Annotated in this window: 20 protein-coding genes; 7 read left to right on the forward strand and 13 right to left on the reverse strand. The window is 65.4% G+C overall.

Annotated features, from left to right (window positions below):
• Positions 1 to 66: 66 nt before the first annotated feature.
• A complete protein-coding gene (locus QP045_RS07030) occupies positions 67 to 2,394 on the forward strand; it encodes a hypothetical protein (RefSeq protein WP_422514262.1) in 2,328 nt (775 codons plus the stop codon).
• A gap of 459 nt (positions 2,395 to 2,853) precedes the next feature.
• On the opposite strand, the gene QP045_RS07035 is transcribed toward QP045_RS07030, so the two are convergent.
• From QP045_RS07035 to QP045_RS07055, 5 genes are all read right to left on the reverse strand, one after another.
• Positions 2,854 to 4,974, reverse strand: a complete 2,121-nt coding sequence (locus QP045_RS07035) for a GumC family protein (RefSeq protein ID WP_422514263.1) — start codon at positions 4,972 to 4,974, stop codon at positions 2,854 to 2,856.
• Between the two features lie 62 nt (positions 4,975 to 5,036).
• Complete coding sequence (locus tag QP045_RS07040) at positions 5,037 to 6,302, reverse strand: outer membrane beta-barrel protein (protein ID WP_422514264.1); 1,266 nt, start codon at positions 6,300 to 6,302, stop codon at positions 5,037 to 5,039.
• A 119-nt stretch (positions 6,303 to 6,421) separates the two neighbouring features.
• Entirely contained in the window at positions 6,422 to 6,973 is a 552-nt protein-coding gene (locus tag QP045_RS07045) for a polysaccharide biosynthesis/export family protein (protein WP_422514265.1), read from the reverse strand.
• A 471-nt stretch (positions 6,974 to 7,444) separates the two neighbouring features.
• Positions 7,445 to 7,963, reverse strand: a complete 519-nt coding sequence (locus tag QP045_RS07050) for a glycosyltransferase (protein ID WP_422514266.1) — start codon at positions 7,961 to 7,963, stop codon at positions 7,445 to 7,447.
• On the reverse strand, positions 7,960 to 8,481 hold the full coding sequence (locus QP045_RS07055; RefSeq protein WP_422514267.1) for a glucuronosyltransferase: 522 nt from the start codon (positions 8,479 to 8,481) through the stop codon (positions 7,960 to 7,962). The genes QP045_RS07050 and QP045_RS07055 overlap by 4 nt, the downstream gene beginning before the upstream one ends.
• Positions 8,482 to 8,705: 224 nt before the next feature.
• Between QP045_RS07055 and QP045_RS07060 the strand changes: the two genes are divergently transcribed.
• From QP045_RS07060 to QP045_RS07080, 5 genes are all read left to right on the forward strand, one after another.
• Entirely contained in the window at positions 8,706 to 9,539 is an 834-nt protein-coding gene (locus QP045_RS07060) for a metallophosphoesterase family protein (protein ID WP_422514268.1), read from the forward strand.
• Positions 9,540 to 9,713: 174 nt separating this feature from the next.
• Positions 9,714 to 9,974, forward strand: a complete 261-nt coding sequence (locus QP045_RS07065; protein ID WP_422514269.1) for a hypothetical protein — start codon at positions 9,714 to 9,716, stop codon at positions 9,972 to 9,974.
• A 275-nt stretch (positions 9,975 to 10,249) separates the two neighbouring features.
• Positions 10,250 to 12,664 (forward strand): O-antigen ligase family protein, encoded by a 2,415-nt coding sequence (locus QP045_RS07070; protein ID WP_422514270.1) that lies wholly within the window; start codon positions 10,250 to 10,252, stop codon positions 12,662 to 12,664.
• A gap of 204 nt (positions 12,665 to 12,868) precedes the next feature.
• Positions 12,869 to 13,477: a polysaccharide biosynthesis/export family protein gene (locus QP045_RS07075; RefSeq protein ID WP_422514271.1), complete on the forward strand. Its 609-nt coding sequence runs from the start codon at positions 12,869 to 12,871 to the stop codon at positions 13,475 to 13,477.
• A gap of 130 nt (positions 13,478 to 13,607) precedes the next feature.
• The gene (locus tag QP045_RS07080; protein ID WP_422514272.1) at positions 13,608 to 15,827 is read left to right on the forward strand and encodes a GumC family protein; all 2,220 of its coding nucleotides are present in this window, start codon (positions 13,608 to 13,610) and stop codon (positions 15,825 to 15,827) included.
• Positions 15,828 to 15,865: 38 nt separating this feature from the next.
• On the opposite strand, the gene QP045_RS07085 is transcribed toward QP045_RS07080, so the two are convergent.
• Entirely contained in the window at positions 15,866 to 16,273 is a 408-nt protein-coding gene (locus QP045_RS07085; RefSeq protein ID WP_422514273.1) for a Rap1a/Tai family immunity protein, read from the reverse strand.
• A gap of 108 nt (positions 16,274 to 16,381) precedes the next feature.
• On the opposite strand from QP045_RS07085, the gene QP045_RS07090 reads away from it, so the two are divergent.
• Positions 16,382 to 17,401 (forward strand): cell wall hydrolase, encoded by a 1,020-nt coding sequence (locus QP045_RS07090; protein WP_422514274.1) that lies wholly within the window; start codon positions 16,382 to 16,384, stop codon positions 17,399 to 17,401.
• Here QP045_RS07090 and QP045_RS07095 read toward each other — a convergent pair.
• The 7 genes from QP045_RS07095 to QP045_RS07125 form a co-directional block, all read right to left on the reverse strand.
• Positions 17,398 to 18,507, reverse strand: coding sequence for an acyltransferase family protein (locus QP045_RS07095; protein WP_422514275.1), 1,110 nt, complete (start codon positions 18,505 to 18,507; stop codon positions 17,398 to 17,400). The genes QP045_RS07090 and QP045_RS07095 overlap by 4 nt on opposite strands.
• On the reverse strand, positions 18,504 to 18,800 hold the full coding sequence (locus QP045_RS07100) for a hypothetical protein (RefSeq protein WP_422514276.1): 297 nt from the start codon (positions 18,798 to 18,800) through the stop codon (positions 18,504 to 18,506). The genes QP045_RS07095 and QP045_RS07100 overlap by 4 nt, the downstream gene beginning before the upstream one ends.
• Positions 18,790 to 19,206: a hypothetical protein gene (locus tag QP045_RS07105; RefSeq protein WP_422514277.1), complete on the reverse strand. Its 417-nt coding sequence runs from the start codon at positions 19,204 to 19,206 to the stop codon at positions 18,790 to 18,792. The genes QP045_RS07100 and QP045_RS07105 overlap by 11 nt, the downstream gene beginning before the upstream one ends.
• Positions 19,207 to 19,611: 405 nt before the next feature.
• A complete protein-coding gene (locus QP045_RS07110) occupies positions 19,612 to 20,385 on the reverse strand; it encodes a TSUP family transporter (RefSeq protein WP_422514278.1) in 774 nt (257 codons plus the stop codon).
• A gap of 79 nt (positions 20,386 to 20,464) precedes the next feature.
• Positions 20,465 to 23,824, reverse strand: a complete 3,360-nt coding sequence (locus QP045_RS07115; protein ID WP_422514279.1) for an error-prone DNA polymerase — start codon at positions 23,822 to 23,824, stop codon at positions 20,465 to 20,467.
• Entirely contained in the window at positions 23,821 to 25,992 is a 2,172-nt protein-coding gene (locus QP045_RS07120) for a DUF6504 family protein (RefSeq protein WP_422514280.1), read from the reverse strand. The genes QP045_RS07115 and QP045_RS07120 overlap by 4 nt, the downstream gene beginning before the upstream one ends.
• Entirely contained in the window at positions 25,910 to 26,629 is a 720-nt protein-coding gene (locus QP045_RS07125) for an ImuA family protein (protein ID WP_422514412.1), read from the reverse strand. The genes QP045_RS07120 and QP045_RS07125 overlap by 83 nt, the downstream gene beginning before the upstream one ends.
• Between the last annotated feature and the right edge of the window lie 120 nt (positions 26,630 to 26,749).

Below are 26,749 nucleotides of genomic sequence, written 5' to 3' on the forward strand. Positions count from 1 at the left end.
CGGGCCGTCCGATATCAGGATTTTGTCAAACCTCGCCCGCGCCGGTGGCCGTGGATCGCGGCTGCCGTGATCGTGCTTGCGCTCGCCGCTGCGGCGGCCTTTTGGTTCACCGCGGATGCGGAGGCACATAGTCCTCCGCCAGCACTGTCTCAGGCAGGCGCGCCGGTCGCGGGCGAAGCCTATCAGTGGAAACATGTCGCGATCGGTGGCGGAGGCATGATCTCCGGCCTGTCGACGGACGCCGCCGGCAAGACCTTCGTTGCGCGCACCGATGTCTACGGGGCCTATATCTGGAACGCGGACGCCAACCGCTGGAGCCAGTTGGTCACCGCAGCCTCGATGCCGGACACCGTGCGCACCCAGAACGGGGCGGCGGCCGGCGTGTACGAGATCGTCGTGGCGCCGTCGCGCGCGACGCGCATTTACATGGCACTTCAGGGACGGGTCTATCGCTCCGACGATGCCGGCAAGCATTGGACGCAGCCGAGCGCAGGGAATCCGTTCCCGTTGATCTGGGACGCGAACAGCGAGTTCCGCCTGCACGGGCCGTTCATGGCAGTGGATCCCACCAACCCGGACGTCGTCCTGCTCGGAACCCCGGCAGCCGGCCTGTGGCGCTCGGCGGACGCAGGCGCGAGCTGGGCGCGGGTCGCATCCGTTCCGGTCAGCAAGGATCGCAAGCCCGATGCCGGTGCACAGGCGCCGGGGACGATGCTGTGGTTCGAGCCTGCCGTCCGTGGCAAGCCTTTGCGCCTTTTCGCGCTGTCACCGGGCAACGGAATGTTCGTTTCGACCGACCGCGGCGCGACCTTCTCCCCTCTGCCCGCGGCCGGTGCGCAGCCCATGACGCTCCAGCGCGGGACATTCGATCGAAAGGGCACGTTCTTCGGCGTCGACGATCTGACCAAGTCGATGTGGTCGTACGACGGTAGCCGCTGGCGCGATCTGACGACCGAACTAGGCCTGACCGCGCGCGAGTACGCGGCGGTAGTCGCGAACCCCCGCAGCGATCAGGTGATCGCCGTCGACCGCGGCGGCCAAGGCTATATGAGCAACGATGGTGGCGCGAGCTGGAGCAGCATCTCGCACAGCTCGAAGCCGGGCGCCGGCGACCCACCATGGCTGCGCGTGGCAAACGGAAGCTTCTTCACCACCGCGGACCTGATGTTCGACCCGGCGGTGCCGAACCGCCTGTGGGTGGCTGCGGGAACCGGCGTTTTCTACGCCGATGTCCCACCCGGGATCGTGTCGCTCGACTGGATCAGCCAGACGCGCGGTATCGAGGAGCTCGTCGCCAACGACGTGATTCAGCCGCCGGGGCACTCCCCCATCTTCGCCGGCTGGGACTTCGGCATGCATGTGAAGGACGACCTCAACGCCTTCTCGACCACCTTCGGGCCGAATGAGCGGTCGTTGATGTCGGTGCAGCAGATGGACTGGACTCCGGCCAAGCCCGGCTTCGTCGTCACCAATGCGTCCGACGCCCGGACAGGATGCTGCTGGGAAGACGGAAACGCCGTGATGGCGGGCGTCAGCACTGATGGCGGGCGCAAGTGGCGCAAGTTCAGCACGCTGCCGACGCCGCCGGGCACCAAGGAGGACGATCCCTGGAAGATGTCGTTCGGCACGATCGCGGTTTCGGCGAGCGATGCGGACAACATCATCTGGGCCCCGGCGTTCAACCGGCTGCCCTTCTACACCCTCGACGGCGGCCGCAGCTGGACGGCCGTGCGCCTGCCCGGTGCCGTGGGGGAGACGCCGGGGTCATTTCGAGACCTGTGGCTACAGCGCAAGACCATGACCGCCGACAAGACCCTGCCGGCCACCTTCTACCACTATCATAGTGGCGGCGGAGAGAATGCCGCCCTTCAGGGTCTTTGGCTTAGCGAAGACGGCGGCAAATCCTGGAACAAGGTATTCGAGGGTGAAATCGCGCCTTCGAGCGACATGGCCGCCAAGTTGCGGTCGGTCCCCGGCCATGCCGGCCACCTGTTCTTCACCTCCGCGTTCGAACATACCGGGGACACGGCCCTGCGTCGCAGCACCGATGGCGGCCGCACCTGGCAGATCGTACCCAACGTCACGCGGGTCGATGATATCGCCTTCGGAAAGGCCGCCAAGGGCGCCCGCTATCCCACGATCTTTTTCTCCGGGAAGGTCTCTGGAGAGTACGGCATCTGGCGGTCTATCGATAATGCTGCGAGCTGGCAGCGGCTCGTCGATTTTCCAGCGGGAACGCTTGATCAGGTGAGTGTGGTTGGCGCGGATCCCGACGTCTTCGGCCGCGTGTACCTGGGATATGTCGGGTCTTCCTGGATCTGGGGCGAGCCGGCCCCGTGCAAGCCGGCGCCCTATCAGCCATTCGCAGCCAGTCAGTGCGCCGCGGTGCGGTGACGGTATCGCCGCACCGCCGGCGACCTGCCGTCGCGAAGAAAGGGTAGGCCGCTCTCACTGGCGGCCTACCGGTTCCGCGTCCTCGACGGTTGGTTGTGATGGTTGGCCGGCGAAGGTAGCGCGCCCCGACCGCTCGTGGAGCGATTTGCGCTGCCTCACACTAGGCCGGGATGCTCGAAGCGGTCGTCGGCCGAGGAGTGCTCAGCTCGCGCGACAATTGCGACTACGCTGGAGCCGCGGCTGAGGCGCTCATTGTGGCAGGCTCTATTGCCGGCTGATCGCGGCAGGTTGCCGAGTGGTCCTTGATCGGCTCAGCCATACGATCCCGGACGGTGTTCCGCTTTGCCGCCTGCCCAAGGGAACAGCTTGACCGCTGATCAGGCTCTTGCCGCGACGCTACTCTTCCTCAGTCGCCAAGCGTCATCCTGCGGTCAGCGGAATGACGCTTGGCGGAAAGGATCACGCCTCCTGGTAATATTGCGAGTATTGCTTCGAGTAGTAATAGTACGACCCGACGCTCTGCGAGCTGGTGTCGACCATCGTGAAGATCGAGCCGACCAGATTGGCGCCGTCCGACTGAAGCCACGACGCCGCAGACGTGACAGCATGCTTCGGCGTCTTGTTCCAGCGGATGACCAGCGCGACCGCGTCGGCCAGGGCCGCCAGGAAGCGCGCGTCGGCAAGACCCACGAGCGGCGGCAGGTCGAGAATGATCGTGTCGTACCGCTCCGACAACTCCTCAAGAATCTTCGGCATCAAGTCGTTGCCGAAGAGATTCTCCGACGAGAAATACGGCTTGTGAACGATGATCTGGTCGAGATTCTCGAGTGCGCTCGGCTCGATCGCCTCATCGAGCGTCGCTTCCCCGTGAAGCACTTCGATAAGGCCAACGCCATCGGCGCGGGTCGGCGTAAGCATGCGGAGCTGCGCACGCCGCACGTCTGCATCCACGATGATCGTGCGATCACCGTTCATCGCCATGACCCGTGCGAGCGCGAGCGCGGTCGTCGTCTTGCCCTCGCTCGGCAGTGCCGAGGTCAATGCGATGATCTTGGGTCGCTCCTTCCCGCGAACACCAATCAGCGACGCGCGCGCATTCCGGAGCGCCTCGGCATATTGCGACGTAGGCTTGTCGACCACGATATCCGCAGGATGATCCGTGCGGATATTCGGAACCGCCGCGATCAACGGCACGCCCAGTTCGCCTTCGACCTCGTCGATGCTCCTGAGACCGGTGACCATCAATTCCTGCGTGACGATCACGGCGATACCAACGCCGAGACCCGCAATAAGCGAGAGCAGGAACAGGAGGGGACGGTTGGGCCAGCTCGGCGCCTGGGCCGGTTCGGCATTGTCGATGATCTGCGCCTGCGCGATCGAGTTCTGCGCAGCCTGACGCGACTCCAGCGCCATCTGCGACATCTTCTCGTACGCACTGTGCTTGGCGTCCGCGTCGCGCTGAAGGCTGGCGGCAATGACCGAGGCGCGCGCGTTGCCCGCCTGCTTTTCCTCAAGCCGCGTCATTGCCGCGCGCAGGCTCGCTGCCCGAGCCTCTGCGGCACCGGCATCGGCGTCCAGAGAACGAACGACGCGCCCCATTTCCTCTTTCAGTTCCGCATCGATCGCCGCCACCTGATCCCGGACCTTGATAAAGTCGGGATGGCGCTCGCCATAGCGCCCGCGAACATCCTCAAGGGTCTGCGTCAGGACGGCACGCTTGTTGCGCAAGTCCTGGACGGTTGCCGACTGACGCACGTCCGAGATCGAATCCAGCCTTCCGCTGAGAACCTGGCGGCGTGCCGCCTGCTCCCTCGAGCGGGCCTCGGCCGCAACGGATTCGGCGCTGGCCAGCTGAAGTGACAAAGGCGCCACTTGCTGGTCGACGATAGTTCCAACCTGGTTCGACGTACCCCGCACGATGCCCGCCTGTGCCTGGAACTCCGCAACGCGCTCGTCTGCCGCGCGGATCTCGGCTGCCAGTTCGGCCATCCGCTTCTGATACCATTGCGACTGCCGCTCGGCGGTACCGATCTTGTTGCCGACCTTGGTGTCCAGATAAGCAGCAGCGAAGGCGTTGGCGATGCGCGCAGCCTTCTCGGAAGACTCCGAATTGAACTTGATGACCAGGATATAGGTCAGGCGATCGCGCGAAACGTCGAGATGGCTGTTCACCTCACGCGCGACGACGTCGAGCTTTGCGGCCGGAGAAAGCACCGGCTCTCCCTCGGGCGTCGGCCCGCCGCCGAATTCAGGGTCATTGATGAGACCAAGCCGTTTCACGACGTTTCGCGAAAGATCGATCGAGCGGATGACCGATACCTCCGTCTCGATCGCCTCGCTCGCGAGCTGCGCCTGCGCCTCGCTCTGCGTCCGCGCCAAGGGCGTCCGGCTGGGGTCGATCTGCAGTCGGGTGACGCCCTGGTACACCGGCGTGATACGTAGCGTTAACACGATGCCGATGGCGGCGACCGCTACCGTGATGCCCACCAGCATCAGGATTCGGCGGCGCACCACCTCACGCACCGAGCGGATCAGATCGCCCAGGCGCGTTTCGGGCTCAGCCGCGTTGACGACCTTCATGTCAAAGTCTTCCTACGTATCTGGAGAAAATCGAATTAGGTACCGGAAACAACATACGCGCCCTATCGCCTGACACGAACAGAGACAGCGCCACGCAACTCGTCGAAGGGTCTACCGAGACCGTCCTGACTGGGACGGCTAGATCCATATCCGATGTTCGCCTCAAGACCCAGCCATCGCGTCATCTGATACCGACTGCTAAGCTCAGCGCGATATATATCTGTCGAGACATCGCGTTCTGGATAGTCGCGCTGGCCGACTTCCCCACCGAACCTTAGGATCAAGTTGTAAAGGAGTTCGTGATCGAGCGTGACACGGATCCGGTTTTCCCAGGACGTGCCAATATTGGTCAAGTCGACGTCGACGAGGCGGCGCTGCAACAAGATGCCAACGCTGGTAAGTTCGCTCGGAAACCAGTCCGCGCGCGCTTCTACCGACAAACCTTGCGTGTTCCGATAGGTTTCCCGCGCATCGAAGTGGCGATAGCTGTACCCGACGCCGATCGTACCGCGCGCGACACCCGCTATATCGAAGTTCGAGCCGACCACCGCCCGATAGCCATTCGAGTCGCGATTGGGCGCTCCGAAAGCGCGGTCCACGTCGTAGTTGTTCCGGTCTGCTTCCGCCCGGGCATAGACGGAAAGACTCGGCGAAAAGCCGAGTTCGTACGTCGTAGTTCCGCTATAGCTCGTCCGGTCACGATAGCCCTGATCGCGGACGCTGCCGTCCCCGAACCGGATCGAACTGAAGTCGTAGGACGTGCGATCCAGCGTAGCGATGACCCGCGATCGGCCGGCATCATAGGTCGTGCGCGTTCCCACGAAGCTGCGCCGATACCGGGACGGGCGGGTCAGATTGGCGACGACGTCGGACGAGAAAGGCGACTCGTACGTTCGGTCTAGTTGGCCATCGAGCCGAACGTTCAGCGCGCTCGTCACGTCAACACGCCCCGTCGCCTGCACATTCCACGCATTCTGGTCACGCAGCGACTGCGTGGCATAGCGGCGGAGATCCGCCGCCCCTGTCAGCCGGAACTGGTGTACGGACCAGTCGGAGGCCAGGTTCACATAGGGTTCGAGGGACGCATAGACGTCGGACCGCTTGTTGCCATTGTCGTTGAAGACGTTGTCGCTGTAGCCGACAGATGACGTGAGCTGCGGATTGACGATGAAGCTTCCTACACGGACGCCGAGCGCATCATATTCAGGACGCGCCCGCTCCGTCACGCTGACGTTGTGGCCGCGATCGTAGACATCGCCGCTGCTGGTGGCGGGTGGCAACAACAGGCTGCTGACCTGCGCCATCGCGACACCGGGCACGGCGAGCATTGCGCCACCGAAACACAGTGCCGCGCAGCTAGAACCGTATCTCTGCGCCACGGGCCGTACCGCACTCGTCTTTGGTGAACGAGCACGGAAGGATCGCCCCCCCCAAACCGCACGCAATATCAGAAGAACCGTTCGGTAAGGCGGATAGTGTCTCCCGGCAGAATGCGCAGGTTCGGCGTCAGGACATACTCCTGCTCATACTGTTCCCCGAACCGCCGAATTCGCACCGTCTTCTTGGCGGCGCGCGGCGTGTAACCTTGCGCGGTCGCGATCGCGTTCATCGCGGTCAGACCACTCAGATACGGATATTGTCCGGGCGAGCGCACTTCACCGAGGATGAAGAACGGACGATAGGTCACCACTTCCATGTTGATGCGCGGATCGCGCAGATATCCATTGGAGAGGCGAGCCTGTACTTCCTGCGATACCTTCTCAACGGTTTTGCCGGCGACCTGAACGTTGCCGATCAGTGGCAGCGAGAGCTCGCCGTCCGAGCTAACCGAGAAGTCACCGCCCAGCTGGGGCTCGTTATAAACAAGGAGGCGAATCTTATCGCCTGCACCAAGCCGATAGACGTCCTCGTTGACTTCGCCGGCAACGTACCGCTCTCCGCTCGAGATAGGCGGAGGACCCGACTTCGAACATCCTGCAAGCACAAGTGCGGCTGTCATTGTAAACGCCGCTATTTTACTCACGTGACCCCCCAAGCCCTTTACACACAGTCCATTCCTAACAGGCACGGGAGAGGCCAGCAAGCAACTTGGCGCGCTGCAACAACGGCCTAGCCCACGAACGCCCTAATCGGTTTACGGCATCCCAAATGCTAAGGAGCCGAATGACAGGAGTATGACCGCCGCGAGCATCCGCCTGCGCGCTGGCGACGGGCCTTCGTCGTGCGAGGACCCCGGACATACTACCAATATGTTTCGAAACGCCTGTCCTTCATCCTGACGGATTAGTCCCGAGAAACGATCCGTCGACGTCGCTACAACGAGGAGTGGTCTTCGTGATCGCCACGAGACCTAACCTTATCTTGTGGGGTATAGTCACGAGGTCGTCGGACACTCCCCTGGAGTGCGTACGCACCGTCGCAGAAGCAGACTTCGGATCGGAGGGCCGCCTAGTAGAAGTCCCGATCCCAGCTAGAAGAAGCGCCGAATGCGCCGGAGGAGCGGCGAACCCACGGGTTGATTGACGATGTGGGCCAACTGCTCGACGAACCCTGCGTCTGCGTGGGTACCGGCGGTCGGCGTTGCCGTCAGCATATCGGTCCGGTCGAGAAGGGAGGTCAGCTCTTTTTCGTTCTCGGCCGGGTAGATGCCCGGGCGGCCGCCGAACTGGCGCAGCGTTGCATATTGATGCCCATTGCGATGCTCCCTAAGCCGGTGATCGCGAGGCATGACGATGATCGGCTTGCCGAACTCCATTGCCGTGATGATCGACCCCATACCGGCGTGGCAGACCATCAGCGTGCATTGCCGCTGCAGCTCGCGGAACTCATCGTACCCAAGGTGCGCGAAATGCCGCAGGGCGACCGGACGATAACGCGTCACGCCAATTTGCGCGACGACGTCCGTGCGACCCTGATCCCTCGCCCAGTGATCGACTGTTCGGACAAGACGATCAAAAGGCAACTGCGTGCCAACCGAAAGAAGAATCACAGGGTTTGGCCGAAAAACCGCAACGATGGATGGTCCTGGGCCAGATGCTCCCACTGGGTAATCCGAAGATCCGCAACCGGTCGCACCAGCTTGCCTGAAAGGGAGAGACCCTCACTGTTGGCAATGCTGTCGATCCAGATCGTCCGTGCTCCGAACAGCTTGGCAATAAATAGGGCAAGAGCACCAGGCGCAGCGCCGGTTGATACGACAAGCTGCGGATCGAACCGGCGGATGATCCGCATCAGCTTGGCGATCGTTGGCAATAATGTGGGGATGGTATCGCGGGCCGTGTCGGCTACCGACAGAACCTCTCGCTCCCCTAACGGCGCCGTAAGCCCCGGCGCGGTACTGACAAACTGGCAGTCCGCTCCTTTGAACGCATCCCGCAAACGGTATAACTCGGTCCAGTGGCCGCCAGCCGAGGCGACGAGCAAAATACGCAGGCGTTCAGTCCCGTCACGCCCCCCGACGCGCTGCCCCGAGACCGCCGGAATGGCGACGCGATCGCCGGCGAGCAACCTGCCGCCATTATCCGTACGCGGGCGTTCGGGCGCAACAACGGCCGATGCTGATACAACCCCGACCAATTCTCAGCCCCTCGACTTCCCGTATCCATTCACTGGCGCATAACTAGGGCTCGCAGCATTTGCACCCTCGCTCTGTCGGAGCAATGCCATCCGCTAAAGCCCGCGCCCCACAATTTACTGCCGCCCCCCGAAACAATCACATACCATCGAATTGATTGTATCGGCCTGATAACGCTAAGGCGCGCCGCCCCCGCGACAACTGTATAGAACGCTATACCGGAGACGATCCCTTGCCAAGTACCGATTCCGGGGAACGCATCTACGCCATTGGTGATATCCACGGACGCCTTGATCTGCTGAGGCTGCTGCTGGATAAAATTGGGGCACATTCCAATGCCCTACCGCCAGCGCGCTCGCTGTATCTCGTCTTCGTAGGCGACATCGTTGATCGCGGCCCGCACAGTGCCGAGGTCATGGAAATGCTCTACGATCTCCAGCGCAAGACCGATCATGTAATCGTCCTGCTGGGCAATCACGAAGAAGCGATGCTGCAGGCCCTGGACGGCGACATGGACGCGCTGCGCGGCTGGCTTGCCGTCGGCGGCGAGGAGACACTGGCCAGTTTCGGCGTTGCGCCGCTCCGTCCCGACGAGGATCGCCGCGCCTACCTCCAGCGTGCCCGGGCCGCAATTCCGCGGGAGTGGATCGCCTGGCTCCGCAGGCTGCCGCTCAGCGTGCGGTCTGGCGACTATTACTTCGTCCATGCCGGCATCCGCCCCGGGGTCGCGCTGCACCGCCAGACCCGGAACGACATGCTCTGGATACGCGATGATTTCCTGGAAGACCGGCGCGACCATGGCGCAGTTATCGTGCACGGCCATAGTGTTACGCCGCGGGCCGAAATCCGGGCGAATCGAATCTGCGTCGATACCGGCGCATACCGTACAGGCGTGCTGAGCGCGATCTATCTGGAAGGCGAGAAGCAGGAAGTCATCGTCAGCACGCTGGACGATCGGACCGCGCCAAGCGTTCCGGGCCAAGACCATTGATTACAAAGCCGGCATGCGAGCGAAGTGAACTCTCCGATTAATCGCCTCGAGCCTTGCCATGATTCTCTCGATTGCATCAGGACCAGCGCGTCTTCTTGACTTCAGCAGTGGAGCATGCGTAACTGGTCGAAAGGTGTTTTGCACCGTTCAAAAGGGGTCGTTATGTTCAGGAAGTTGCTTCTCGGAGCCGCAGTCGCCAGCCAAGCCTTTGCTTTCGCAGCCTATGCAGCCCCTGCACGCCCGCAGGCTGTCAGCTTCGACAGCGTGAAGCGCGTCCAGTCGACGCAGGTATCGCCGCGCGCGAGCACCTCGGCTGGTCGCGAGAACGACCTTGCCGGCACGCCGATCCTGCTGCCACTGCTGGGCGTCGGAGCCCTGGTCGCTGTGGTCGCGATCGTCGCGAGCGGCGGTGATGATGATTCCAGCCCGAACTAACTCTCACTGAGCTGTTGCTGGCTCGTGCGAATGATAAAGGCGGAGTGCTCGTGAAGAGCGCTCCGCTTTTTTATGCACATCTCTCCTGCCGGCCATCAATCTATCGCGCCGCAGCCACAGATTAACGTGTCTCTTAAGTCGATTCGTGGCAGACAGCCGCAATGAGCCGCGTTTCCGTTCGCCGTCCGTTTGCTACCATCGAGACAGCCAAAGTCCCTTCCTTCCTCTTCCTTGCCGTCTTGGTATTCGGCGGAGGTGCTGGAACCGGCTACCCCTTGGTCGAGCTCGTTGCGCAGCTGCTTGCGCTGGGTCTGATCGTGGGTGCGGTGTGGTCAGGCTCAATGGGGTCTACCACCCCTGCCCTCCGCAAGTTCCTGTGGCTGTTCGCGGCGGCCGCACTCGTCTTGGCGCTGCAGCTCCCACCGTTGCCGCCGACGTGGTGGCAGGCGCTCCCTGGCCGAGAAACCGCTGTCCAGGTCTATGGGATTCTCGGATGGAGTGATCGCTGGCACGCCCTCAGCCTCGCGCCCGACGCGACGCTTGCCGCGTTGCTGTCGTTTCTGGTTCCGTTCGCGGCCATGGTGACCGTCGCGGCGCTCTCGCTGCGCCACAGGATCATGATGCTTCGGCTGATCGTCGGCGCGGCAGCCATCGGAACCGTATTTGCGGCGCTACAGGTCGCGGCAGGTGCCACCAGCGCACCGATCCTGTACGAGACCGCGCACCGGGGATTCGGCGTCGGCTTCTTCGTGAATCGCAACCATCAAGCGATGTTGCTGCTCGTCGCGATCCCGTTTGCGGCAGTCCCGGGGGTGCTGGGCACCGGCCCTGCGCGGCTCGCCGTGACCCTGGGCACGGTCGCGTTTTTGGCGCTCGGCATCCTCGCGACAAGCTCGCGCACCGCACTGATGCTGTTGCCGCTGGCCTTGATCGTCGCGCTCGCGCTGATCGTCGGAGTGCGCCGGAGCGGGCGCCCCCTGGCCGGGGCGGCGACACTATATCTGGTCGGCGGCCTCCTCTTGTTGCGGACGGAGCTCGTGCAGAAAGTACTGGCGCGGTTCGCAACCGTCGCCGAGGAACTGCGCTACCAATATTGGGAGAACTCCGCCTATCTGGTGCGAGAAGTTTTCCCCTTTGGCAGCGGGTTCGGGAGTTTCGAGCGAGTATACCGCGCCGTAGAACCTCTGGGGCAAGTCTCGCCGCTGAGCGTCAATCACGCGCATAACGATTGGCTTGAAGTGGTTCTTGAGGGCGGCCTGCCCGCTGCGGTCCTGCTTGTGCTCGCCCTCGTAGTGTTGATCGTCGCTTTGATCTCGGCCTGGAAGACGGGTCGCGACCGTCAGGAGCGCGCGACCGTCGTAGCGGCCGGGGCGGCGATTGCGCTCATCCTCCTTTTCTCACTCGTCGATTACCCCCTGCGCATGGCCGGGATTGCCGGCGTGTTCGGGGCAGCACTGGGACTGCTCGCAGCGGTCGGGCGCCCGGCTGCTGCCACCGGGCAAGCGCGGCCATGGTGGGCGTGGAGTACGGCCTTCGTCGCGCTCCTCGTCGGCATCGTAGCAAGCGGCGATACGCTTGGCCGGTTCCTGGTCCTCAACAAGAAGCCGGCTGCGGCAACCGCTGTTGCGCCCTGGTCGGCGGCCGCCTGGTCTGCACTCGCCGATCAGGAACAGCTCGCGGGTCGGCCCAAACAGGCCCGAATCGCTGCAGAACGGGCGCTGGCGATCGTACCGATTGATGCCGCGGCGGTCCGCGCGCACGGCTTTGCCGATCTCACCCTCGATGCACCCGATCGCGGTAGCCAGTTGCTCCAGGTGGGCGCGGCGCTGGGTTGGCGCGATACGCTGATGCAGTTGTGGCTGGCGCAACGCGCGCTTGAGGTCGGCAGCACGGCGGTCGCGGCCGAGCGGATCGATGCGCTGCTGCGCCGCGCGCAATTGCCCGACGCGCTTATGCCACGGATGCGCGAGACCTATCTGATGCCCACCGGGGTCGAGGCCTTGATCGGCCGGCTCGCCGATCGGCCCTATTGGCGGCAGGGCTTCTTCAACACCATCGCCGATGACTCGGCCGCGTCGGTCCCGCGGACGCTCGATTTCCTGGCGAAATTGCGCGTCGCCGGCGTGCCTGCCACCCCGCATGAAACATTGCTGATGCGCTGGCGGCTCGCGGATCGAGGTGATGTCGGCGCCGCTCGCGAAGTCTGGCTCGCGAGCGGTGGTCGTGGGTCGATCGCCGATGGGGACTTCGAAGCACTGCCCGCGCAGATCCCTGCGGGGGTTCCCCCTTACGCCTGGGGTGCGCCAAGCCTCCCGGGCGTGCGCGTCTTCCCAATCGATCGCGGTGCGGGGACGAGCCGACATGCGATCCAGATCGTGTCGGACGGGCTGGCAAGCGGAACGGCACTCGCACAGATCGTCGCGCTGCCGCCGGGTCGCTGGCGCGTGAGCGGGATGGTCCGCGGTAGCGACGTCCCAGCCACGCTAACCGTTGCTTGCATCACGGACGGCAAGGCTTCGCTCGCGGGTGACATCGCGCTGGATGGATCCGATGCCGCATGGCGGCCCGTCAGCGGAGTCGTGATGATCGGCCCGGATTGCCCCGTGCAACAGATCGGCGTGACTTTGCGCGACCGGGGCGGGCAGAACAGCCGGATTTCGATCGACGCCATCCAGATTTCAAGTGGGTGAACACGCCCCGACATCGACGGCTAGAGTCATGCGAATACTATCGACCATCCGCTGTTCGGACTTGACCGCGCGTATTAGGGAATGCGAGTGCTTAACGGGGGTAAGGGGCAAATTCTACCAATGCGAGCATCCTTGATCGGCGCAGCCGCGCTTAGCGTTGCGCTTGGCGGTTGCTCCAACGACAACATCGGCAAAAATCTTCATATGGGCGCCCGCGCATATGAGACGATCCCGGCCCCCGCTGGAGAGCCGCGGGTAGAAGAGTATCGGATCGGCGCGCTCGATACGCTCGACATCGCAGTCTATCAGGAACCCGACATTTCCGCGCGCGGCGTCGTTGTCGATGCCGCCGGAATTATTTCGATGCCGTTGATCGGGCGAGTGCATGCGGCGGGCAAGACGAGCATCGAGCTTGCCGACATCTTGACCGCCAAGCTTGGTGAGCGGTTCTACGTCAATCCACAGCTTACCGTGACGGTCGCCACCTCGGTCTCGCAGCGCGTGACCGTACAGGGAGACGTCAAGGAGCCGGGTATCTACCCGATATCGGGTCCCACGACGCTGCTCGACACCATCGCGCTCGCCAAGGGGGAGAGTGAGAACGCCGCCCTCCGGCAGGTGATCGTGATCCGGTACATTGACGGCAAACGGACGGGCGCGGTGTTCGATCTGAAGCGGATTCGACGCGGCGACGATGCGGATCCGGCGATTGCGCCGCGGGACACGATCATCGTCGGTCATTCGATCGGCAAGGCGGCGTGGCATGACATGCTGCGGGCAGCACCGCTGCTGGGCGTCTTCGCGCAATTCTGATGCCGATCCTGACCACACCGCATTGCCCCTTCCTGCTGCGCACGGCCCAGGCAGCACTTCCGAGCGTAGCTTCGAAGGCCGGGGGAGCCGGAACATGCTTGTGGCTCAGCACACGAACGACGCTTAGCCAATGGAAAGCGAACTGATGATGGGGAGCGACGTCTCTCTCGGTGTACTGACGCCGAACGACCGGCGGATCGCCGCAATGCAGTTCCACGAGCGGGACGAACCCCTGGAAGAGGAGCCCGCGATCGACCTGCGGGCCGTCTGGTCGACGGTGTTTCGCCATCGCTACGTGATGATCGCGATCGTCGTTGCCGCGTTGCTGCTCGGCGTCGCCTCCGTCCTGTTGATGCCGCGCAAATACACGGCGGAAGCCAGCATCCAGATCGACCAGCAGGTCGCCAAGGTGCTCGGCACGGAAGATTCGGAACCGCAGGTCGCAGGCAGCGATGCCGACCGCTTTCTGCAGACCCAGGTCGACGTGCTCAACAGCCGCGCGCTTGCCCGGCGCGTGTCCGACAGCCTGGGTTTGGCTGCGAACGACGAATTCCTGAAGCGCATGACCGGTGCGCGTCAGATCGAGCTGAAGCCCGGCGAAGGCAGCATCGCGGACATCGTCGTGGACGTGCTGCAAAAGAACCTGACGATCGACCTGCGTCGCAACTCGCGCGTGGTTCATATCATCTTCGTAAGCCGCGACCCTGCGCTCGCCGCCGAGATCGCGAACAGTTACGCGACTAACTTCATCGAAGCGAACATCCAGCGGAAATTCTCCGCCTCATCCTATTCGCGCCGCTTCCTCCAGAACCAGCTGGCTCTGGCCAAGACACGGCTTGAGGGGTCGGAGCGCGAACTGATCGAATATGCGCGTTCCGCGCGCTTGATCGACGCCAGTGCCGGCGCGCGGCAGGCAGAGAGCGACAATGCTCCCCGGTCGCTCGTTACATCGAACCTTGTCCAGCTGAACGCGGATTCGGCAACGGCCGAAGCAACCCGGCTGCGGATGCGCGAACGCTGGGAGCAGGCGCGCAACGCACCGTTGATGACGCTTCCCGAGGTCCAAGCCAACGAGGCCATCCAGCGGCTCAGCCAGAAGCGCGCGGAGGATATTTCCAGCCTCAGCGAACTTCGTCGGCGCTTGAAGCCCGAGCATCCCGTCATCGTCCAGACGCTGGCCGAGATAAGCGCTCTCGAGCAGCAGATCCGTCAGCTCGCCGAAGAGACCCGCCGCGCGATCCACAACCAGTATCTGACCGCGGAACGGCAGCACAAGGCGCTGACGCAGCAGGTCGTCTCGCTGCAGGGGGCGACGCTTGCCGAACAGGCGCGCAGCGTGCGCTACAATATCCTGCGGCGCGAGGTCGATACGAACCGCCAGCTCTATGAGAGCCTGCTGCAGCGGTACAAGGAAGTGAGCGCCGAGGCAGGAATCACGTCGAACAACGTGTCGAGCGTGGATACGGCAGAACAGCCCCGCCGCCCGACGTCGCCCCGTCCGTTGCTCAACGTCGCGCTCTCGCTGCTGCTGGGTATGGTCTTGGCGTTGTTCTACGCGTTCGGCCGCGACTATCTCGACGATTCGATCCGTGATCCACAGGATGTGGAGGAAAAGCTTCACGTACCGCTGCTGGGCGTCGTGCCGGAGAGCAAGGGTGTCGCGCCCGCCGAAGCGCTCGACGATCCCAAATCCGAGATTTCGGAAGCGTACCACGCGATCCGCACCTCCATCGACTTGTCGTCGAACCAGGGGCCGCCGCGCTCGATCCTGGTCACCGGCAGCAGCAAGTCGGAAGGCAAGTCGACGACGTCGTTCGCGCTGTCGCGTGACTTTGCCGGACTCGGGCGTCGCGTGCTGCTGGTCGATGCCGATCTACGGCGTCCGTCGCTGCATCGCGCGTTGGGCATGCCGCTCAGCGAGACCGGCCTCTCGTCGGTACTCGCCCGAATCACGATGCGAGACGCTGCGATCGTGCCGACCGGCATTACAAATCTGAGCTTCCTCCCGAGCGGCCAGTTGCCTCCCGATCCCGCTACCCTGTTTGCCGGTTCGGCGATGCGCGACCTGCTGCTTTCGCTGCAGGACGACTATGACCTCGTCATCATCGATGGCCCGCCGGTGCTGGCCCTCGCGGATGCCGTCCAGCTTACTGCGTCGGTGCAGGCGACGGTGTTCGTCGCCGAAGCCTCGGGGGCGCGGCTTGGCCAGGCACGCACGGCCTTGTCACGCCTGCAGCGCGCGAACGGCAACGTCATCGGATGCGTGATGACCAAGTATAACGCCAAGAAGTCTGGGTACGGAGACGCCTATGACTATCATCGCTACAAATACGACGACACCTCGAAGTAGGACATAGGCAACCGGGGCGGGCCCGACCACAAGGGTGGTCAGGGCGTCCCGGGGCTGCCTGGCTGCCGCTCCTCGGTGGAACAGGGATAGGCGATCTTCAGCGACACGACGACGACCGAGGCTGCCTCACCGCCCACGTCGTTGGGATGTTCGCTCAGGTAATTCATGAACGCACGCCGCAGGTCTCCCTGGGGCACACGGCGCGGCGCGCAGAACTCGCGCAGGTTCAGCCACGCCTCATATGCGCGCACCGCATCATGCACGCCGGCAATATAGGCAAAGCAGTACGAGGCGTCCGCCGCCCCGCTGGAGAGACAACGCTGGCGTAGCTGACCGGCGCTGAACAACCCTCCCGACGGAGATGTCGGTGTAGCGACAAGTGCGTCGTTCCGGGACGTTGCTTGTGGCGCCGACAAGGCGAGCAGGAGGGCGAATGCTGGGATCATGATCTTTCGTTACGTGGTGGCGCGTGCCGTATCAACGCAGTAACCAGCGGCGTGGATCTCATGGACCCTATGCGACGGCCACCAGTGCCAGGCGGCCTCCCGACGCCGATGCTCTTGCTGGACCCGCAGCATGTCTCCGCCCTCCCGCCCCGCCGCCGGCACGGCGTTGCCCTGCTCCTTGCGGCGCTCGCGGGTTTGTTGATCGTCGGGTCGATCGCCTTCGCAGTGGTGAGCCTTCGGCAGGGACCGGGCGAGAGCACGGCAATGCCTGCGACGGCGCGCGAACTGGGCGAGGCCCGGATCGAGGCCCCATTTGCGCCGGCGACCCTGCGGCCACTTTCACGCCAACAGGCGATTGCGTGGAATGCGGCTGCGCCCGCACCTGCCAGTGCGTCCGAGGCGGCCTCCACCTTCCTGCTGCGAACCGGTAAGGCGAGCGACTTTCAGCGGTCGTTGGAGTGCCTGACGATGGCGCTTTATTATGAGGCGGGCAACGAAACGGACGACGGCCAGCGCGCGGTCGCCCAGGTGATCCTCAACCGCGTCCGCCATCCCGCCTATCCCAAAACCGTCTGCGGCGTCGTGCTCGACGGTGCGGAACGCCGCACGGGGTGTCAGTTCACCTTTGTCTGCGATGGGTCGCGGGCACGCACCCCGTCCCGGCAGGGTTGGCTCCGCTCCCGAGCAGTCGCAGCGGCGGCATTGGGCGGCGCAGTCTTCGCGCCCGTTGGCTGGGCAACCCATTACCACGCCAACTATGTCGTTCCTTATTGGGCAGCCAGCCTGGACAAGGTCGCCATCATCGGGCCCCACATTTTTTACCGATGGAGCGGGCGGGCAGGCCGGTCGCAGGCGTTTCGGGGTGTCTATGCCGGGAACGAGCCGGCGCTTCCGCTGCAGCCTGTGGCGGCCGCCCCCACTCGCGGCACTGGCGCGACCGAGACCCGCTCGGCGGGTGCTGTGCCTCCGACAGAGCGGCCAGTGCTGACAGGACCGCGCGTCGGCGAGTCCGCCGCTTCGGTCGGGTTAGGCGAGCGCCGCGTGTTATCGCACGCGCCTGTTGTCGGCGAACCGCCCGCATTTCCTGAACGGCATGCCTTGCCGGGGTCGCCGCGATCTGCCGACTAGGGCGCGGTACGATCGATCTCGGTAGGCCGCCGTCCACGAATGCGGTTGCCGATCGGCGTTTCCACCAGCCGCCATGTTAGCCAGCCGACTGCGAAACACAGGAGGCAGGAAAGCAGGCCCATCGCCGCCAGCGCCGGAAGGCCGCGTGCAGCAATCGACGCGGTAGCGGCGGCGAATGCACCGAGCAGGAAACTGTGGGTGAGATAGATGCTGTACGAAGCATCGCCGAACGCGCGGGAGAATGCGGACACTCGGCCCGGTTTCCCGCTTGCCCGCCAGGGCAGCACCGTCACGACGAGCGCGATCGCGACCGCGACCATCGTCATCAGCTCGGAAATATCGAGAGACGCGACGATCAAGGCGGCCGCCAGCGTCACGATGAGAATGGGCACGGGCAGGGCCGGAAACTGCCGGCTCAACCGATCCCGGAGCAGCGCGACCGCAATCCCGATCCCGAAGTAAACGACGATGGGACGCGTAAACACATAGGCGAGGACCCGCGGTCCCACCACATCGGGCGGGGCCCCGATCCGGGTCCCGATCGCAACAAGCAGGGCTAAGAGGCCTAGTGTCAGGTACGCGCCGCGACGCGCGAACAGCGACAATCCGATCGCGAACAGCAGGTAGAAGAACATCTCGTAGTGCAGCGTCCATCCCAGCTCATAGATCGGCTGGATCACGCCCTTGGCACCCCGGTGCGGAACGAACGCTGCCGAAAGCACCCACTCGGTTGCAGTCGGCAGGCGGTAGTTCGGATCCGCGCGGGCGCCACTGGTGGCCCAGGCGAACACGACCATCAAAATCGTGGTCAGATAGTAGAGTGGGGCGATGCGGAGATAGCGACCGCGCAAGAAGGCGAGACCGCCCTGGGGCGCCTGGCCGCTGCGCAGCGAGATATAGACCATGATGAAGCCGCTGATCGCGAAAAACGTCGCAACGCCCGTCTGACCCAGATTGCCGAGCAATTCCGGCACGCCCTCCGGCATCACGCCGCGTCGTTTGTACCGATCGAATAGATGCTCGAGCACCACGCCCGAAGCCGCGAGCCCCCGCAAGAACTGCAGCGGCACGATCGGGTCACGGTCGGGACGTACTAAAGTCGTCAAACGAGCCGCAACATCACGACCGTGGCGTTCAGCGCAAAGCCGAGAGCCACGCTCTTGATCATCTCGCGCGGGGTGACCGGCAGGTTCGCGTTGATGATCGCTGCGATGAGGGAGGTCGACGCCGCCAGCAGCAACAACGACCACCAGCTAGGCCACGTCGCGTCCTGTACGTCGGCCCAGTCGGTAATGAGCGGCAGCAACACCATCAGGAAGTGTCCGAAACATGCCGCCAGCCAATGTGAGAAGAAGCGCGGGACGCTCTCGCCGAGTTCCAGATGCGGGTCACCGCTCACGCGTGTAGACCTCTTCCTGATCTTCGGTCTGGCGGACCAGCGTGTTCACAAGAACCTCGTAATAGGCTGCCGAATCGGGCTCAATCTCTTCGGACTCCACCGGACTTACCTGCGCTGCCTTGGCGCGCGCGGCGCGAATTTGCCATTCCGCCATATCGCGCCAAGTTGCCACGTCGCGTGCGGCGATCGCCTGTTGTGCAAGCCCGATGAGGATGACGAACGCGCCGACGATCGCGACTGCCACCGCTAGATAATAGCCATTCGCCCAGATCGCGCGCAGCCAAAACCCATATATCACGGTCACGATCACCGCGATCAACGCCACGAGACAGACGCCGTCAATCCATCGACTGACCCGTTTGGACCAACGAGAATGATTAAGGCCGGAAGAGGCGTATTTGGACACTCGGCTCGTATGTCAGAGCAAGCCGAAGTCGGCAACACAGAGGAACTGCATCAGACTGCGCGTTCTGGGACGGTTGCGAACAATAGAAGAGCCGCGATGCCCGATCGGACATCTCAGCCGAACTGGGCGATTCCCTCGCCGACAAGCTTTGTGCCGCGTTTGACTTCGCAGTCGAGGATTGCCCTGTTCACCGGCTCGGCCTCATTATCAGGCGCGCGGACTTGGCGCCTATGCGTTATACTGCAGCAAGCCTGCGACCTCTTTTCACGAGCACGAACAAGAAGTTACAGGTGGCGACCCGGCAGTCTCCGGTTGCGCAAAGCCTGCAAGCACAGGCTTCAACGTCCAGTCGGCGAGCGCCGGGACTTCAACTCGCGAGCAGCCGAAATCCCGCGATCGGCCAACCTAAAACAGTTGCCAGATCGGGTTGGCGGGGTCTGCGAGCAGCTTGGCCGTCAGCGCTGCCGACAGGATCACCAGCAGCGGGCGCACGCCGGTGCCCCCGAAGCGGATCGCCAGGCGGGCACCCAGCTGGTTGCCGGCAACATTGCCGAGCGCCATCACGGCGCCAAGCTGCCACAGCACATGCCCGCCCGCGATCATGGCGAGCAGCCCGGCCACGTTGGTGGACAGGTTCAGCAGCTTGGTATTGGCGATCGCACGGACCAGGCCGAGGCCGGCCAGCGCCACCAGAGCCAGCGTCAGGAACGATCCCGTGCCGGGGCCGAAGAAGCCGTCGTAGAAGCCGATCGCAGCGACGATCAGCGTAATGCCGAGCCGGCCGACACGTGCATGGCGATCGACCTGCTGCATCGGCGGGGCGAGCAGGAAATAGAGCCCCATCGCGATGAGCAGCACCGGCATAAGGGCGGTTAGGAACGTCGAACTGACGTGCTGCACCACGGTCGCCCCGAGCGCGGAGCCCGCGAACGCCGCAATCGCGGGGATCGCGAATTGTCGCAGGTCGACGTGGCCCGCCCGCCAGAAGGTGAAGAATGCCGACGAGGTGCCGATCGTGCTCTGCAGCTTGTTGGTGGCAAGCGCCGCCACCGGCGGCACGCCCGCGGCCATCATCGCAGGGAGGGTCAGCAATCCGCCGCCACCCGCAAGCGCATCGATGGTCCCGGCCAGAAATGCCACGGCAGCAAGAAAGGCGATGGTCTCGATGGTGAGCTGCATGTGCTTCGCTTAGGCGGGGCCGGCGGCTGCGGCTAGCGTTCGCGGCCCCCGCGCTTGCGCTTAATGCCCACGCTCGCGCTTAATGAAAGTCGCGCGAGCGGATGGGGATCGCGTCCTCGGGGTCGCAGCCGGTCCGGAACGGCGGGTGGTAGTGCGAACGCGGCTTCCACACGGCCGGATCGCGCGGCTCCCGGGGATCGGGACCGCTGCTGTTCGTGGCACCGTCGCCCCGGCCCGTCAGGCGCGGCAGGTCGAGATCGCCGACGCTGCGCAGCATCGGCGTCCTGTCGACCACCCGGTCGGTGATGACGTGGATCACCTCCCCCTCCCGCTGGAGCCGGCCGACGATCGAGATCATGGCCGCCGACATCACCGTGCGCCGCTGCGCCTCGAACCGGTCGGGCCACAGGATCGCGTTGGCGACGCCGGTCTCGTCCTCGATGGTGATGAACAGCACGCCCTTGGCGCTGCCCGGCTTCTGGCGGACCAGGATCACGCCGGCGACCTCGACACGCCTGCCGTCCTTCAGCGTCTTGAGGTCGGCGCATTGCACCACCCCCTCGGCACGCAGCGTCCCGCGCAGGAAGGCGAGCGGATGGGCGCGCAGCGACAGCTGGGTGGCGCGGTAATCCTCCACCACCTCCCGCCCGGCGGTGAGCGGCTCGAACGCGACCGGCGCTTCCGTCACTTCCGGGGTCAGCGCGCCCTCGCGCGCGTCGGCGGCCGCGAACAGCGGCAGCGGCGCCGCCGCCAGTCCCTTGATCGCCCACAAGGCCTGGCGCCGGTCGAGCCCCAGCGCCTGGAAGCCATCGGCGCGCGCGATCTTCTCCAGCGCAGCAAGCGGCACGCCCGAGCGCCGCCACGCATCCTCGACCGAGGTGAACGGCGTCTCGCCCCGCGTCATCACCAGCCGCGCGGCATCGGCATTGGAAAGGCCGTGGACCACCTTGAACCCCAGGCGCAGCGGCAAGCGGAGCGCCGCTGCCGCGTCGGGAGCCAGGTCCCCCGTCGCTCCGCCCAGCAGCCGCGTGTCCCAGCGACTGTCGTTGATGCACACCGGCCGCACCTCGACGCCATGCTCGCGCGCATCGCGGACGATCTGGGCGGGGGCATAGAAGCCCATCGGCTGGGCATTGAGCAGCGCCGCGCAGAACACGTCGGGATGGTGGCACTTCATCCAGGAGGACGCATAGGCGATCTTGGCAAAGGAGGCGGCGTGGCTCTCGGGAAAGCCATAGCTGCCAAAGCCCTCGATCTGCTTGACCAGCCGGTCGGCGAATTCTTCGGAGATGCCGTTCTTGTTCATGCCGGCGATCAGCTCCTCGCGGAACTGGCCGACGCCCTGGGTATATTTGAAGGTCGCCATCGCCTTGCGCAGCTCGTCGGCGCGCGCAGGCGTGAAGTCGGCGCCCTCGATCGCGACCTTCATCGCCTGTTCCTGGAACAGCGGCACGCCCAGCGTCTTTTCCAGAACCGCCTTCAGGCGCGGGCTTGGGTAGGAAAACTCGATGTCGGGGTTGCGCCGCTTCTGCTCGCGCCGCTTGAGATAGGGGTGGACCATGTCGCCCTGGATCGGGCCCGGCCGGACGATCGCGACCTGGATCGCAAGGTCGTAGAAGGTCGCCGGCAACATCCGCGGCAGCATCGCCATCTGCGCCCGGCTTTCGATCTGGAACACGCCCAGCGTGTCGGCACGCTGGATCATGGCAAAGGTCTTTGAATCTTCCTTCTGAAGCTCGGGCGAGGCGAGCGTCAGCGAAAGCCCCTTGTGCGCCTCCAGAAGATCGAACGCGCGCCGCATGCAGCCGAGCATGCCCAGGCCCAGGATATCGACCTTCATGAAGCCGAGCTCCTCGATATCCTCCTTCTCCCATTCCACGACCCAGCGATCCGGCATGGCGGCAGGCTCGACCGGCAGCAGGCCGTCGAGCCGATCGCGCGCGAGCACGAAGCCGCCGGGATGCTGCGACAGGTGGCGGGGCGTGCCGATCAGCTCGCGCGCCAGTTCCAGCGTCAGCGCCAAGCGCGGGTCAGAACGGTCGAGGTTGAGCGCGTCGACATGCGCGTCGGCCACGCCCTCGCTCGACCAGCCCCATACCTGCCCGGCGAGCGCCCCGGTCATGTCCTCGGGCAGGCCCAGCGCCTTGCCGACCTCGCGCACGGCACCCCGCGCGCGGAAGCGGCTCACCACCGCCGTCAGCGCGGCATGTTCATGGCCATAGGTCTGGTAGATCCACTGGATCACCTCCTCGCGCCGCTCATGCTCGAAATCGACATCGATGTCGGGCGGCTCGCCGCGGCTGGAGGAGATGAAGCGCTCGAACAGCAGCTGGTGCTCGATCGGGTCGATCGAGGTGATGCCCAGCACATAGCAGATCACCGAATTGGCGGCCGATCCGCGCCCCTGGCACAGGATGTCCTGGGCGCGGGCATAGGTGACGATCGAATTGACGGTCAGGAAATAGGGCGCATAGTCCATCAGCCGGACCTGCTCGAGTTCATACTCGAGCTTCTCGACATAGCGCGGGTCCGGTCGCCCGTTGAACGGCGGCTTCTGGAACAGGGCATCGAGCGCCTTGCGCGCCAGCTGCTCCAGCGCCTGCTGCGGCGTCTTGCCGCTCATCACGATCTCGTCGGGATATTGGTAGCTCAGCTCGCGCGGCGAAAAGGTGCAGCGCTCCACGATCGCCGCTCCCGCGCGGATCGCCTCCGGCAATTCGGCAAAGCGGCGTTCCATCGTCCGGGGCGGTACGAAGCAGCGGTCGGCCGACCGTTCGCGGCGCAGACCCAGGTCGTCGATGGTGGATTTGCAGCGGATTGCCGTGAGCACATCCTGCAACAGGCGGCGATCGGGGTGGTGGTACAGCACGTCCCCGGTGGCGAGCGGGACAAGCCCGTGGCGGGCGGCGGCCTGTACGGTCTGGTGCAGCCGCATCCGGTCGCCCGGACGCCGCTGATGGCTCAGGCAGACATGTCCGCGATCGCTGCCGAACAGGTCCGCCATCCAGCGCAGCTCGTCCTCACCTACGCCGTCCATGCCGGGCACGAGCGATCCCACCAGCCCCCGGGTATCGGCAAGATCCTCCCAATGGAGGAAACACTGGCCCTTTTCGCCCCGCTTTGGGTCGGCGCGGTTCTTCCCCAGCGTCAGCAACCGGGTGAGCCGCGACCAGGCCGCCAGATCCTCCGGCCAGACCAGCAGCGACGCGCCCGAGACCAGGTCGAGCCGGCATCCCGCCACCAGCCGGATGGGATTGCCCTGCGCACTCACCTTTTCAGCCGCCACCAGCGAGCGGACGATGCCGCCCACCGAATTGCGATCGGTGATGCCGAGCGCGGGCATCCCCATTTCCGACGCGGTGGCGAACAGCTCCTCCGCCGAGGACGCACCGCGCAGGAACGAGAAATGGGTGGTGACCTGAAGCTCCGAATAGGTCACGCAAACATGCCCTGCAGCCACCAGCTGAGATCGCCGGTCTCGGCGCGCAGGCCATCGCCGCTGCGGTACAGCCAGAAACGCCGTCCTTCCGCATCCTCGACCCGGAAATAGTCGCGCACCGCGTGCCGCTCTGCAGGACGCCGCCACCATTCCCCTGCGATCCGTTCCGGCCCATCGGCACGGACCACCTGGTGGATCGTCCCGCGCCAGGTGAAGCGTCGCGGCGGCTGGTCCGGCAGTTCGGCGATGACATGGTCGAGCCGCTCTGGCCGGCGCAGCACCCGCACCGGACGCGGCCAGCGCACGTGCCAGGGGTGGTCGGCTTCGCGCCCGTCCAGGCGGCGGACGTCGTCTTCCGGCAAGGGCGCTGCCAAAAGCGCCTCGGCATCCAGCGGCGCGACTCGCTTGAGCATGCGTTCGGGCACGTCGCTTTCGACCGGGGCCACGCGCCACATCCGCGCTGTACCGATCCGATTGACGATCTGGTCGACCAGCACGCCCAGGTCGGGCAACGCCTCCTCGACCAAGGCGGGGGCGAGCGATTGCGCCGCCAGCGGCTCGGCGCGGCGCACGTGCAGCGCCATGGCGTCGATGCCATAGCCGGGCTCCACTGTCTCGATCCGCCGTCCCAGCAAGCGCAACAGATGTTCGGGGTCGCGGCTGGCGCGGGCCAGCCCGATCCGCAGACGCTGCGGCACGCCGTCCACCCGGTCGAGCGCCAGCTCCACCTGCCGCACCCCCAGCCCGTCCTCGCGCAAGACCCGCACCAGCCTGGGCACCAGCTCGCCGAGCCAGTGGGCGATCGCCTCTGCCGTGGCGATCGGTTCGGCAAAGCGTTGCACGACCTGGATTCGCTCGGGCGGCACAACCGGGTCGAGCGGCTCGGCACGGGCGCCCATCGCCTGGTCCAGCCGCGCAAGCACCGCACCGCCCAGCCGCCGCGCGAGTTGCCCACGCGGGAGGGTCCGCAATTGCCCGATCCGGGTCACGCCCAGCCGCGCGAGCAGTTCGACCCCCGCTTCCGAAAGCTGCAGCAGCCCCACCGGCAGCGGATCCATCGCCTCGACATGGCGGCCGGGCGGGCAGATCCACACCGCCTCTCGTCCATGCCGGGCCAGCGCCCAGGCGGCACCCGCCGTATCGGCGATGCCCACACAGGCGTGCACGCCATGCCGCGCCAGCAGCCGCACCAGCCGCGTCGCCATCCGCGCCTCGCCGCCATGGAGGTGCGCGACGCCTGTCAGGTCGAGCAGCAGCCCGTCGGCGTCGGACAGGTCCACCACCGGCGTCCAGCGCCGGGCGAGCATCATCGCTAGGCGACGCAGGTCGGCCCGGTCGCCGGCAGGATCGGCATCGCGCACCTGCAGGTCGGGCACCTGCGCGCGCGCCTGAGTCAGCGCCATCCCGGGCCGCAATCCCAGCGCCTGCGCAGCGCGCGATACCGCCACGATCGCCACGCGACCGCCCTCGCGCTGGACGGTGACCAACGGGACCGCGTCCCTCCCCTGCGGGATAGCGGCCCGCACTTCCTCCACGCCTACCCGCGCGACAAGGCCGCCGAGCGCGCGCCCGGTCTGGAAGAAGCGACCTGCGGCATCATCGCCTTCGCCTCGATCGGGCATCGCCTGCGCGAGCGGCGGCGGTGCCAGCACAGGGCGCGCGCCTCCAACCTCGTCCGACGGCATCGCCTTGAACGGATGGTCCATCACCTCCGAACGGCGGCTGAGCTCTCGAAGCGGCGGCTGCTGGTGCAGCGGCATCGCCGCGATCGCCCGGTCCACGGCGCCGGCGTCCGCCGCCCAGGCGGCCGAGGCCGGCGAAGCGTCGAGGGGACGGCCCTGGCGATGATCATCCCTGATCGGCCGCGCAGCCTTGAAGGGATTGTCGGCGGCCACGCTGGTACGGCCCAGCTCCCGCTGCGGCGGGCGCTGGTGCGAGGGTAGTTGCTCGATCGCAGCCTCCACCTCGGCGCGTGCCCAGCGCGCGCCCGGCCGCCACCCGCCGCCCCGGGGGACCGAGCATTGGCTTGCGCGCTCCCCTTCGGCGGCTCGGCCGATTGCCTCGAACCTGCTGGTTGCGCGGGCCTCAGGCGGCGCGACGGTTCGCTCTGCCTGCCGCAGCCGGTCGATCGACCAGTCGGGCAGGAAGAGCGCAGCGACCCGTTTCATCGCATGCCTCCACGGTCCAGTCGCGGGGCTCGCCACCCTTTTGGCGGACAAGCGAGAGTTTCCAGCGGGCGCGACCGACGCCCGCCACCGGCAGCGGCGTCGAGGGCGCGGATGCTACCCGCCAGCGCGTCGATGCGGCCGAGGGGACCGCCAGCGGATCGGCGTCCGCGCGGCCGTGGCGGCGCAGCAGCAGCGCGATGGTGCGCCCGCCCTCGGCTGCCAGCTGCAGCCGGCGAGTGGCCGACATGGGCACGCGCTTGGCCTCGCCGATGACGCCGCCCAGGCCGCGATGGCGCAGCCCCTCCTCCATCAGCTGGAGCAGTTCGGCGTCGTCGGCAGCCTCGGCATAGATCACCCGGTGTGACCCGAGCCCCACCTGGGCGAGCCCCGGCGCGAACAGGTCGCGGCGGCGCACTACCCACAGCACCGGCCCCCAGGCCCGGGCAGCGATGCCAGCCAGGAACAGCGTGGCCGCGCAATCGTCGGCCATGTCCGGGCCCGCGCCCGCAACCTCGTGCAGCGCGTCGAGCGCCAGGCCGCCTCCGGCCAGCACTTCATCGAGCGCCGGCACCCCGAACGGCAGCACCTCGCGCCGGCGATAGCGGCCGCATTCGATGGCGCGCAGCTGCGCACGCAATGCGTCCAGGACAGGGGCTTGAGCATGGGTCACGACAACAGCTAGGACTCGCAGGGACTCGATATGTTCCTATTCTGTTCTAATGCCGCCCTGAGTCAACCACCGATCGGCACGATCCAT

Origin of the sequence: Sphingomonas sp. 3-13AW (genome assembly GCF_049311085.1) — a bacterium.
Classification (GTDB): domain Bacteria; phylum Pseudomonadota; class Alphaproteobacteria; order Sphingomonadales; family Sphingomonadaceae; genus Sphingomonas.

Coding starts and splice junctions, on each gene's coding strand:
- QP045_RS07035 (WP_422514263.1), bottom strand. CDS start 4,974: ATGAAGGTCGTCAACGCGGCTGAGCCCGAAACGCGCCTGGGCGATCTG.
- QP045_RS07040 (WP_422514264.1), bottom strand. CDS start 6,302: ATGCTCGCCGTGCCCGGTGTCGCGATGGCGCAGGTCAGCAGCCTGTTG.
- QP045_RS07045 (WP_422514265.1), bottom strand. CDS start 6,973: ATGACAGCCGCACTTGTGCTTGCAGGATGTTCGAAGTCGGGTCCTCCG.
- QP045_RS07075 (WP_422514271.1), top strand. CDS start 12,869: ATGGGCGCCCGCGCATATGAGACGATCCCGGCCCCCGCTGGAGAGCCG.
- QP045_RS07080 (WP_422514272.1), top strand. CDS start 13,608: ATGGAAAGCGAACTGATGATGGGGAGCGACGTCTCTCTCGGTGTACTG.
- QP045_RS07085 (WP_422514273.1), bottom strand. CDS start 16,273: ATGATCCCAGCATTCGCCCTCCTGCTCGCCTTGTCGGCGCCACAAGCA.
- QP045_RS07090 (WP_422514274.1), top strand. CDS start 16,382: ATGCTCTTGCTGGACCCGCAGCATGTCTCCGCCCTCCCGCCCCGCCGC.
- QP045_RS07110 (WP_422514278.1), bottom strand. CDS start 20,385: ATGCAGCTCACCATCGAGACCATCGCCTTTCTTGCTGCCGTGGCATTT.
- QP045_RS07120 (WP_422514280.1), bottom strand. CDS start 25,992: ATGAAACGGGTCGCTGCGCTCTTCCTGCCCGACTGGTCGATCGACCGG.